We start from the raw sequence: 10,056 nt of genomic DNA on the forward strand, positions 1-10,056 counted from the left end.
CCCGCGGCCAGCGCGTGCCGAAGCGCCTCGGCGGGCCGGTCGTGGCCGGCGTACCAGCCCGCGGCGCGCACGTGCAGGTCGCGCCGCTCGTCGTCGCCCAGCCCGTCGAGTTCCTCGCGGAGCAGGTCGGCCAGCAGCGGGTGGGCCCGGTACCAGGGCGGGTCGCTGTCGTCGCGGTGCAGGAAGCCGCCGTCGCGGGCCAGCCCGGCCAGCACCTGCCCACCGTCGCCCCGGCCGGTCAGCGCGTCGGCGAGGTCGGCGCGGACCGCCGGCGCGACCGCCGCTCGCAGGAGCAGGTCCCGCGCCGCCGGCGTCAGCCCGGACAGCACCTCCGCCCGCAGGTACGCGGCGACGTCCGGCTGGTCGCCGCCGAACCGCTCGGCCCACCGTTGCGGGTCGGGACGGTCCCGGGCCGCCAGCGCGGCGAACCGCAGCCCGGCCGGCCAGCCGCCGGTCCGCTCCCGGAGCCGGGCGACCGCCGTCGCGGGCAGCGGCGCGCCGTGCGCGACCAGCAGGTCGGCGACCTCGTCGTCGGTGAAGGCGAGTTCCTCGGGGCCGAGCTCGGTCAGCTCGCCGGCCAGCCGCAGCCGGTGCAGGGCCAGCGGCAGCTCGGTGCGGGCCCCGGCGACCAGGCGCAGCCGCCCGTCGGTGTGCCGCAGCAGGAACTCCAACCCGGTCAGCGCGGCCGGGTCGGTGACCCGGTGCAGGTCGTCCAGGACCAGCAGCACCGGCCGGTCCCGGGCGGCCAGGGCGGCGGCGAGCAGCTCCAACTGGTCGGGGCGGGGCGGGGCCACCGGTACGGCCGGTTCCTCCTCCGCCTCCGCCGCCCCGCGCAGCGCCGCCGCCAGGTACGCCCAGAGCCGCTCCCCGGTGTCCCCCTCCTCCACCTGGACCCACGCCGGCCCGGGCTCGGGCGCGCCGCGCGCCCAGGTGGCGAGCAAAGTGGTCTTGCCCCAGCCGGCCGGGGCGCGGACCAGGGTGACCGGTCCGGCGGTGCCGGCGTCCAGCCGTGCGGTCAGCCGGGGCCGCAGCAGCAGCGGCTCGGGCAGCGCGGGCGGGGTCAGCCGGGAGGCGAGCAGCGGCGGCGGGCCGGCGGACGCCTCGGCGATCCCGTTGCTGCTGACCTGCGGCTGCGGCATGCACCCACCCCCGTCGACGCGTTCCTCCCCCGGTCGGCGGCGCTTACCCGGCCGGGGCGGGTTCACCCCTTCGGGGGGAGCACAGCTCACCCGGGCCGGACCGACCATCGGCGTACGCGGGCGACCGGCCGCGCGTGACCGGTCGCCCGTACCGCAACCGGCCCGGAGACCGGAGGGACAGGTGGTACGGATGGGACGGCGGGTCCTCGGCGGGCTCACCCTCGCGGCGGTCGCCGGCGGGGTGGCACTTCGTGCGCTGGTCGTACCCCGGCGGGGACGCTGGCCCCGCGCGGCCGGGGCCGACCCGCGACCCGGCCGCTGGCAGGTGGTGACGGTGGACCGCCCGCCCGCGGCGGTGCTGCCCGGCGGACGGTGGCCGGAGCCGCTGCGCCCGCTGGACGGCGCGGTGGAGCTGCGCCTGCGCCCGGCCCCCGGCGGGCGCGGCAGCGAGCTGGCCGCCCGGCCGCTCGGCGGGGTGGCGACCCTGCCCGGAATGGCGGCGCACCTGGTCGGTGACGACCCGGGCCTGTTCCTGCGGGACGTGCTGCGCCGGGTCAAGCAGCTCACCGAGACCGGCGAGGTGCTGCGCGCGGACCGTTCGGCGGTGGACCGGCCGGCGGTGCCGGGGTGAGGGCGCTCTGCTGGGAGGGCGTGGACTCGCTGGCGGTACGCCAGGTGCCCGACCCGGAGCTGCGCAACGCGCACGACATGATCGTCCGCGTCCGGCGCAGCGCCACCTGCGGGGCGGACCTGCCGCTGCTCGGCGGCCGGCTGCCCTTCGTCGCCGCCGGGGACGTGCTGGGGCACGAGTTCGTCGGCGAGGTGGCCGAGGTCGGCCCGGAGGTGCGCCGGCACCGGGTCGGCGACCGGGTGGTGGTCAGCGCGGCGGTGGCCTGCGGCAGCTGCTGGTACTGCCGGCAGGGGCTGCACTCCTGCTGCGACAACTCCGGCACCGCCCCGGCCGTCACCGAGTCGGCGTGGGGTCAGCCCACCGCCGGCTGCTACGGCCAGCCCGGGGCGCTGGGCGGCTTCGCCGGCAGCCACGCCGAGTACGTCCGGGTGCCGTACGCCGACGTCGGCGCGTTCACCGTGCCCGACCCGGTCAGCGACGACCGGGCGGTGTTCGCCTCGGACGCGGCCCCGGCCGGCTGGATGGGCGCGGAGCTGGGCGAGGTGGGCCCCGGCGACGTCGTCGCGGTGTGGGGCGCGGGCGCGGTGGGCCAGTTGACCGCGCAGGCGGCGACGCTGCTCGGCGCGGACCGGGTGATCGTGATCGACCGGCATCCGGAGCGGCTGCGGATGGCCGAGCGGCACACCGGCGCGGAGACGCTCAACTACGACCTGACCGACGTCCCCGCGGAGCTGCGCGAACGCAGCGGCGGGCGCGGCCCGGACGTCTGCGTGGAGGCGGTCGGCGCAGCCGACGGCGGCGGGACGCCCGGGTCGCTGGCCGCCCGGCTCACCGGCCACCGGGGCGACGGCGAGGACCCGCTCGCGGTGCGGGAGGCGGTGCACGCCTGCCGCAAGGGCGGCACCGTCTTCGTCTCCGGCACCTTCACCGGCTTCGTCCACACCTTCCCGCTCGGCGCGGTGATGAACAAGGGGCTCACCCTGCGCAGCGCCCGCCAGCACGGGCAGCGGTGGATTCCCATGCTGCTGGACCGGATGGCCCGCGACGAGCTGCGCACCGAACACCTGGCCACCCACCGGTTCCCGCTCGAGCAGGGCCCGGCCGGGTACGCGCTGTTCCGGGACCGGGCCGACGGCTGCGTCCGGACCGTCTTCACGCCGGAGGGGTGAAAAGGCCCGCACGGATGGCAGACTCGGCGGATGCCTGACGACCGCCCGTACGACCTCGTCCTGTTCGGTGCGACCGGCTTCACCGGTGGCCTGACCGCCGAGTACCTGGCCCGGCACGCCCCCGCCGGGCTGCGCTGGGCCCTCGCCGGCCGCAACCCGGCCAAGCTGGCGGCGGTCCGCGACCGGCTGGCCGACATCGACGCGGCGCTGGCGGAGCTGCCGCTGCTCACCGCCGACGTCACCGACGCCGCCTCGCTGCGGGCGGTCGCCGAGAGCGCCCGGGTGGTGGCCAGCACCGTCGGCCCGTTCGTCCACCACGGGGAGCCACTGGTGGCCGCGTGCGCCGCCGCCGGCACCGACTACCTGGACATCACCGGCGAGCCGGAGTTCGTCGACCGAATGTACGTGCGACACCACGCCGAGGCGGTGCGCACCGGGGCGCGGCTGGTGCACGCCTGCGGCTTCGACTCGATCCCGCACGATCTGGGCGTCTGGTACACCGTGAAGCAGCTCCCGTCGGACGCGCCGATCACGGTGGACGGCTTCGTCCGGGCGGGCGCGCGGTTCTCCGCCGGCACGTACCACTCGGCGCTGACCGCGTTCTCCCGCACCGGCGAGACGAGCCGGGCGGCGAAGGAGCGCAAGGCCGTCGAGCCCCGGCCCGAGGGCCGGCGGGTCCGCGCGGTGCCGGGCCGGGTGGGCCGGTCGAAAAAGATCGGCACGTGGGCGGTGCCGCTGCCCACCATCGACCCGCAGGTGGTCCGCCGGTCCGCGGCGGCCCGCCCGGAGTACGGCCCGGACTTCCGGTACCGGCACTTCGCCGCGGTGAAACGACTGCCCACGGTGCTGGTCAGTGGGGTCGGGTTCGCCGGCCTGATCGGCCTGGTGAAGCTGCCGCCGACCCGGCGCTGGCTGCTCGGCCGGCTCGCCTCCGGGCAGGGGCCGACCGCCGAGCAGCGGGCGAAGTCCTGGTTCCGGGTGCGCTTCCTCGGCTCCGGCGGGGGCCGGCGGGTGCTGACCGAGGTCTCCGGCGGCGACCCCGGCTACGACGAGACGGCGAAGATGCTCGCCGAGTCGGCGCTCTGCCTGGCCTGCGACGAGCTGCCGGCCACCGCCGGGCAGGTCACCCCGGTGACCGCGATGGGCGACGCGCTGCTGGACCGGCTGGTCAAGGCCGGCATCACCTTCCGGGTGCTGGACGCGCCGCGGTGAGCGCCGGCCGCCCCGCCGCTTGACCCTCGACCTGGTTGAGGCGACAGGATCACCGTCGTGGAGAGCGAGCTGCGCAGCATCGGCGAGCTGGCCCGGGCCAGCGGCCTGACGGTCAGCGCCCTGCGGTTCTACGACCGCTGCGGGGTGCTGGCCCCGGCGCGGGTGGACCCGGTGACCGGCTACCGGTGGTACACCGACGAGCAGGTGGCCCCGGCCCGGCTGGTCGCCGGCCTGCGCCGGGTCGGCATGCCGGTGGCGGGCATCGCCGAGGCGCTGCGCCACCGGGCCGAGCCGGCGGTGGTCGGGCGGCTGCTCGACGCGCACCTGCGCCGGCTGGAGGACGGCCTCGCCGATGCCCGCAGGGAACTCTCCCGGATCCGCGTCCTGCTCGATCCCGAGGAGACTCCGATGACCACCCGTATCGTGCTGTCCCGCGTCGACCTGGCCGCCGCCGTCGACGCCGTCCGCTTCGCCGTCAGCGCCGACCCGGAGCTGCCGGTGCTCTCCGGCGTGCTGCTCGACGTGGAGGCCGACGGCGTACGGCTGGTCGCCACCGACCGGCACCGCCTGGCGCTGGCGCGTACCCCGGGCAGGGTGGACGGCCCCGCGGTGCGCGCCCTGCTCCCGGTCGACGCGGTGGACGAGGTCCGCGCCCTGCTGGACACCGGCGCCGGGGTGACCCCCGAGGCGCACCTGACCCTGGCCGGCCCCGACGTGACGATTTCCGTGGCGGGCCGCGCGGTCACCGCGACCGCCCTGCCGTACGACTTTCCCGACTACCGCCGGCTGCTGCACCGGGCGGCCGGCGACGCCCCCGCCCGGCGGATCCCGGTGGACGTGCCCGCCCTGCGCGCGGCGCTGCGCGACGGCGACGCGCCCACCGTCACTCGCGACCGCGACGGCGTGCCGCTGGCGGTGACCGTGCTCGGCCTCGACGAGTCCGACGGGCTGCGCCTGCTCGGCCCGGACGACCTCACCGCGGACTCCGGGGAGCTGCGGGTCGGCGTGAACGGCGACTACCTGCTCGACGCGCTGGACGCCGCGGGCGGTCCGCAGCTGGTGCTGGAGCTGGACGGCCCGATCGCCCCGCTGGCCATCCGCCGCCTCGACGACGAGGACGCCTTCTCGATCCTGATGCCGATCCGCCTCTGACTGAAACTCCCGCCGCACCACCCGTCGGGCGGCGGCTCGTCGGGCCGTACCGGGGGCGGAAAGGCGCGACGGTAGCATCTGGGGGTCTCACCTGACATCCCGGACGGAGGCGTACGGAGCAGCATGCTCGACATGGAGTTGATCCGGAAGGATCGCGAGGCGGTGGCGACCGCGCTGGCGAAGCGACTGGATCCCGCCGAGGTCAACCGGGTCCTGGACGAGATCCAGCGGCTCGACCAGGAACGCCGCGCGCTGATCAGCGAGATCGACGGCGAGCGGCAGCGCCGCAAGGCGGAGGCGCGGGCGTACGCGGCGGCGAAGCGTGCCGGCGCCGAGCCGGAGGTCTCCGCGCCGGAGTCCGGGCGCAAGCAGCTCGCGGAGCTGGAGTCCGAGCTGGACGAGGTGCAGGCCCGACTGCGCGGCACGATGAGCGAGCTGCCCAACCTGCCCGCCGATGACGTGCTGCCCGGCGGCAAGGAAGCCAACCGGGTGGTGAAGACCTACGGCGCGCCGCCGGCCATCGAGAAGGTCCGCGACCACATCGAGCTGAGCCGGCTGCTGGGCCTGGTCGACCACGAGCGCGGGGTCAAGCTCGGCGGTTCCGGCTTCTGGATGTACACCGGCATCGGCGCCCGGCTGGAGTGGGCGCTGATCAGCTGGTTCATCGACGAGCACGTCAAGGCCGGCTACGAGTTCCTGCTCCCGCCGCACCTGCTGCTGGACACCGCCGGCTTCGCCGCCGGCCAGTTCCCCAAGTTCTACGACGACGTCTACCACCTGGACCGGGAGTCGGCCCCGCGCGGGCAGTTCCTGCTGCCCACCTCGGAGACGGCGATCCTCGGGGCGTACCAGGACGAGATCCTGGACACCGGGAAGCTGCCGTTGAAGGCGTTCGCCTACACCCCGTGCTACCGGCGCGAGGCCGCCGGCTCGCACTCCGACGAGCGCGGCACCGTGCGGGGCCACCAGTTCAACAAGGTGGAGATCTTCCAGTTCTGCCTGCCGGAGCAGGCCGACACGGCGCTGGAGGAGATGCTCACCCACGCCGAGCGCCTGGTCGAGAAGCTGGGCCTGCACTACCAGCGCAGCCTGCTCTCGGCCGGCGACGCCAGCGCGGCGATGAAGAAGACCCTCGACATCGAGGTCTGGATGCCGAGCACCGGCAGGTACAAGGAGGTGTCGTCGGTCTCCTGGGCCGGCGACTACCAGGCCCGCCGGGCGGCCATCCGCTACCGCGAGCCGGGCGGCAAGCAGACCCGCTTCGTGCACACCCTCAACGGGTCGGCGCTGGCCACCAGCCGGCTCTTCCCGGCCATCCTGGAGCAGTTCCAGCAGCCCGACGGCTCGGTGCTGCTGCCCGAGGTGCTCCGCGACCGGCTCGGCACCGACCGGCTCACGCCGGTCCGCTGACCGCCTGAGCGTCGGCGGGGATCGGGTCTCCCGGTCCCCGCCGTCCGTCTTCCGGGACCGGCTCGGCGGCCGGCACCGACGACGCCACCCCGGGGCGGGCGCGGCGGCGGGACAGCACCGCCGCCGCCAGCAGGCCGACCAGCAGCGCCGCGAGCACCGCCGGGCCGACCGCGTCCAGCGCGGTGACCAGCGCCCGCTGGGCCCGCGCCGCGCCCACCACCACCGGATCGCCGAACGCGTCGCGCCGGCCCTGCGCCAGCCGGACCTCGTACCAGCCGTACCAGGCGACGTAGCTCCCGGCGAGGAGCAGCACCACCCCGCTGAGCCGGGGCACCCAGGCGCCGGCGGCGCGCAGCCGGGCCACCACCGCGCCACGCAGCAGCGCCACGCCCAGCGCGGCCACCGTGGCCACCAGCCCCATCCCGACCGCGTACGCGACGAAGAGCGCCAGCCCGTGCAGCGTGGAGCCGGCCTGGAGGCTGGTCACCACGATCGCCAGGAACGGGGCGATGGTGCAGGTCAGCGAGGCCAGCGCGTACGCCATCCCGAACAGCGCCATGGACGCCCAGGAGCGGGTCAGCCGGGGCGCCCGGCCGATGCCCGCGCCCGTGGCGGGCAGCCGGCGGCCGGCGAGCAGCCAGCAGCCGAGGGCCAGCAGGCCCAGCCCGAGGGTCACCGTGAGCCAGGGCAGCCGGGGGCGCAGCCAGCCGGCCAGCGGCGCCACGGCCAGCCCGAAGGCGCCGAACACCACGACGTACCCGCAGGTCAGGCCGGTGGCGGCGGTGAGCGCGCGGCGGACCGGGCCAGGCCCGTCGCCCGCGCCGGCGACCAGCAGCGACAGGTACGCCGGCAGCATCGCGAAGCCGCACGGGTTGACCGCCCCGAGCATGCCGGCGGTCAGCGCGAGCAGCAGCGGCGTCTCCATCAGCCGGCCAGCGCGGCGACCCGGCGGGTCAGGTCCTCACCGTCCAGGAAGCCCTGGTGCACGACCTTCCCGTCCCGGTCGATCACCAGGAACGTGCTCTGCTCGACCACCTCGAAGCGGCGCCACAGCGCCCCGGCCCGGTCGTCGAGCTGGAGCGTGCCGGCCAGGTCGGACTCCGTGACGAAGTCCTTCATCGCCCGCTGCTCGCCCAGGCCGGCCACCCCGACGATCGGCACGGTGTCCCGGTACTTCGGCGCGATCTCGGCCACCGTCCACGCCTGGCTGGCGCAGGTGGCGCACCAGGGCGCCCAGAACCAGAGCACCACCGGCCGGCCGGCCAGCTCGGCAGCCGAGAACGCCGTACCGTCGAGGGTCTTCGCGGTGAAACGCAGCGTGTCCGGCACCCGGGCCGGGGCCGACGGGCTCGCCGGACCGGAGCCGACGGGCAGCGGCGACGCGGTGGCCGCCGGCACGGCGACCTCGGCGGGCGGTCCGGCCGGGTCCGGGCCGACCGCGCAGCCGCCGGCGGCGAGCAGCGCGCCGACCAGCACGACGCCGACGGCGGCGAGCCGGCCCACGGCGGGTCGTCCACCCGGTCCGCTCCTCGGGTACGACCGCATGGCGCGTCTCCTCTCGGTGGTGCTGCTATTCGGCCCTGGCGAGGCGCAGTGCGAGCTCGGGGCAGACCTTGACCGCCTTCAGGGCGCCCTCCCGGAGCCAGGTCGGCACGGGGGTGGACGGGAAGGCGGGGTATCCGTTGGCGTCCAGCCGGATGAAGTCGGGCACGACGTGCGCGCAGAGCCCGTGCCCGTCGCAGCGGGACCAGTCGAGGGTCAGCTTCTGCGGGTTGGCGTCGGGCGCGCCGGGCAGCCCCAGCACGCCCTTGACCCGTCGGCCGCAGCCGTCCCCGGTGGTGTGCAGGCGCAGATCCTCGGCGAAGACCTCCATCGCCGAGAGCGCGAAGCGGGCCGTACCGTCGGGGTGGCTGCACGCCCCGCGGCCCTTGACGTCGCCGGCGGCGGCCCGGACGACCTCCACCGGCGCGCTGCCGGAGACCGCCAGGTCGACGGCGCGGGCCAGGTCGGGCAGCCCCATCTTGCACGGTCCGCACTGGCCGGCGGACTCGCCGGCGAGGTAGCGGACCACCTGGGCGGCCTCGCCGAGCGGGCAGGTGTCGCTGCCCAGCGGCACGACGATGCCGGCGCCGAGGGTGCCGCCGACCCTGGTGAGCCCCCGGCGGGACACCTCCGCCCGGTCCGCGGCCTCCTGGGTGATCCACTTGCCGTGGTAGCCCCCCATCAGGATGCCCGGTGAGTCCGGCACCTCGCACAGGTCGAGGATCTCCCGCAGCGGGGTGCCGGCGGCGCACTCGACCACGGCCGGACGCTGCGCCGCGCCGGTCACGGTGAGCAGCACCGTGCCCGGCTCGTCGTCGGTGCCGAGCGCCGCGTACTCGTACGGGCCGAGCCGGGCGGCGACCGCGAGCTGCGCGTACGTCTCGGCGTTGGAGAGCAGGGTGGGCAGGTTGTTCACCCCGGAGTCGCTGGAGCGCTTCTTGGTGCCGGGCGGGATGTGCGGCAGGCCGTTGATCCCGTTGACCAGCGCACCGCCCTCGCCGGAGATGAACCGGTGCGGCACGGTGACGATGCTGGTCGGCACCGGCATCCGGCGCTCCTGGAGAGCCTGGGTGATCGAGTCCCGACCCACCCCGTCGTCGGCCACCCCGAGCACGATCTCCTCGGCGTCCAGCGCGTACGCGGCCAGCGCGGCCCCGTCGAGGATCAGGTGCGGCGCCCGGGTGAGCAGGACCTTGTCCTTCCAGCTCGCCGGCTCGCCCTCGCTGGCGTTGACCACCACCACGGCGGGCAGGTCCTGCCGCTCGCAGGACTCCAGCACCGCCGTGAGCTTGCGGGCGAACGGGAAACCCGCACCCCCCTTGCCCTTGAGCTGCATGCTCTCGGCCAGCCGGAGCAGGTTCGCCGGCTCCATCGGGCCGATCGGGCCGTGCACCTGCTCGTGGGCGACCAGGTCGAGCCGGCCGAACTCGGCGAACCCGGCGGTGAGCCGGGGCTCGCCGACGCACGCCACCGGCGGCACCTTGGTCCGCATCACTTCGCCTCACCCCGCAGCCCGGCCCAGTACGCCCCGTCCACCGCGTCCGCGTCGGCCCGCCGGCGGCGCCGGCGGCTGTCGCCGGTGGCCTTCAGGGCACGACGGGAGGCCAGGTCGACCAGGGTGGGGGTCTCGTCGACGGGCACCTCGTCCGCGACGTACCGGGCCGGCGGCCGCCAGTAGTCCGGCTCCTCCGGCACCTCGTGGTCGACGCTGTGCCGGCCGGCGCCGCTGCGCGGCATGGCGGAGATGGGCTCGGCGGACACCGGCAGCGAGTTCTCCCACCGACGCGGGCTGTCCCACGGC

General features: G+C 76.3%; 9 protein-coding genes and 1 pseudogene. 5 read left to right on the plus strand and 5 right to left on the minus strand.

The genetic code is table 11. From position 1 onward, the window contains the following. A partial coding sequence (locus KBX37_RS31945; protein WP_374103933.1) for an AAA family ATPase occupies positions 1-1,247 on the minus strand: 1,247 nt, incomplete at its 3' end. A gap of 82 nt (positions 1,248-1,329) precedes the next feature. Here KBX37_RS31945 and KBX37_RS31950 point away from each other — a divergent pair. From KBX37_RS31950 to serS, 5 genes are all read left to right on the plus strand, one after another. Further along, on the plus strand, positions 1,330-1,770 hold the full coding sequence (locus tag KBX37_RS31950) for a hypothetical protein (RefSeq protein WP_210779568.1): 441 nt from the start codon (positions 1,330-1,332) through the stop codon (positions 1,768-1,770). Then, positions 1,767-2,939 (plus strand): zinc-dependent alcohol dehydrogenase, encoded by a 1,173-nt coding sequence (locus KBX37_RS31955; RefSeq protein ID WP_210779569.1) that lies wholly within the window; start codon positions 1,767-1,769, stop codon positions 2,937-2,939. The genes KBX37_RS31950 and KBX37_RS31955 overlap by 4 nt, the downstream gene beginning before the upstream one ends. A gap of 30 nt (positions 2,940-2,969) precedes the next feature. Further along, entirely contained in the window at positions 2,970-4,151 is a 1,182-nt protein-coding gene (locus tag KBX37_RS31960; protein ID WP_210779570.1) for a trans-acting enoyl reductase family protein, read from the plus strand. A 69-nt stretch (positions 4,152-4,220) separates the two neighbouring features. Continuing rightward, entirely contained in the window at positions 4,221-5,303 is a 1,083-nt protein-coding gene (locus KBX37_RS31965) for a MerR family transcriptional regulator (RefSeq protein ID WP_210779574.1), read from the plus strand. A 123-nt stretch (positions 5,304-5,426) separates the two neighbouring features. Further along, positions 5,427-6,713 carry a serine--tRNA ligase gene (gene serS, locus KBX37_RS31970; protein WP_210779571.1) on the plus strand — a complete coding sequence of 429 codons (1,287 nt, stop codon included), beginning with the start codon at positions 5,427-5,429 and terminating at the stop codon, positions 6,711-6,713. On the opposite strand, the gene KBX37_RS31975 is transcribed toward serS, so the two are convergent. The 4 genes and pseudogenes from KBX37_RS31975 to KBX37_RS31990 all read right to left on the minus strand — a co-directional run. Next, positions 6,697-7,641 carry a cytochrome c biogenesis protein CcdA gene (locus tag KBX37_RS31975; protein ID WP_210779575.1) on the minus strand — a complete coding sequence of 315 codons (945 nt, stop codon included), beginning with the start codon at positions 7,639-7,641 and terminating at the stop codon, positions 6,697-6,699. The genes serS and KBX37_RS31975 overlap by 17 nt on opposite strands. Then, positions 7,638-8,258 (minus strand): redoxin domain-containing protein, encoded by a 621-nt coding sequence (locus KBX37_RS31980; RefSeq protein ID WP_210779572.1) that lies wholly within the window; start codon positions 8,256-8,258, stop codon positions 7,638-7,640. Before KBX37_RS31980 ends, KBX37_RS31975 begins: the two co-directional genes overlap by 4 nt. Before the next feature lie 25 nt (positions 8,259-8,283). Next, entirely contained in the window at positions 8,284-9,750 is a 1,467-nt protein-coding gene (locus KBX37_RS31985; RefSeq protein ID WP_210779573.1) for an NADH-quinone oxidoreductase subunit NuoF family protein, read from the minus strand. Next, a pseudogene (locus KBX37_RS31990) lies at positions 9,747-10,056 on the minus strand (hypothetical protein); the annotation flags it as partial. The gene KBX37_RS31985 and the pseudogene KBX37_RS31990, both read right to left, overlap by 4 nt.

This window comes from Micromonospora sp. U56, from assembly GCF_018070095.1.
GTDB classification, from domain to species: domain Bacteria; phylum Actinomycetota; class Actinomycetes; order Mycobacteriales; family Micromonosporaceae; genus Micromonospora; species Micromonospora purpureochromogenes.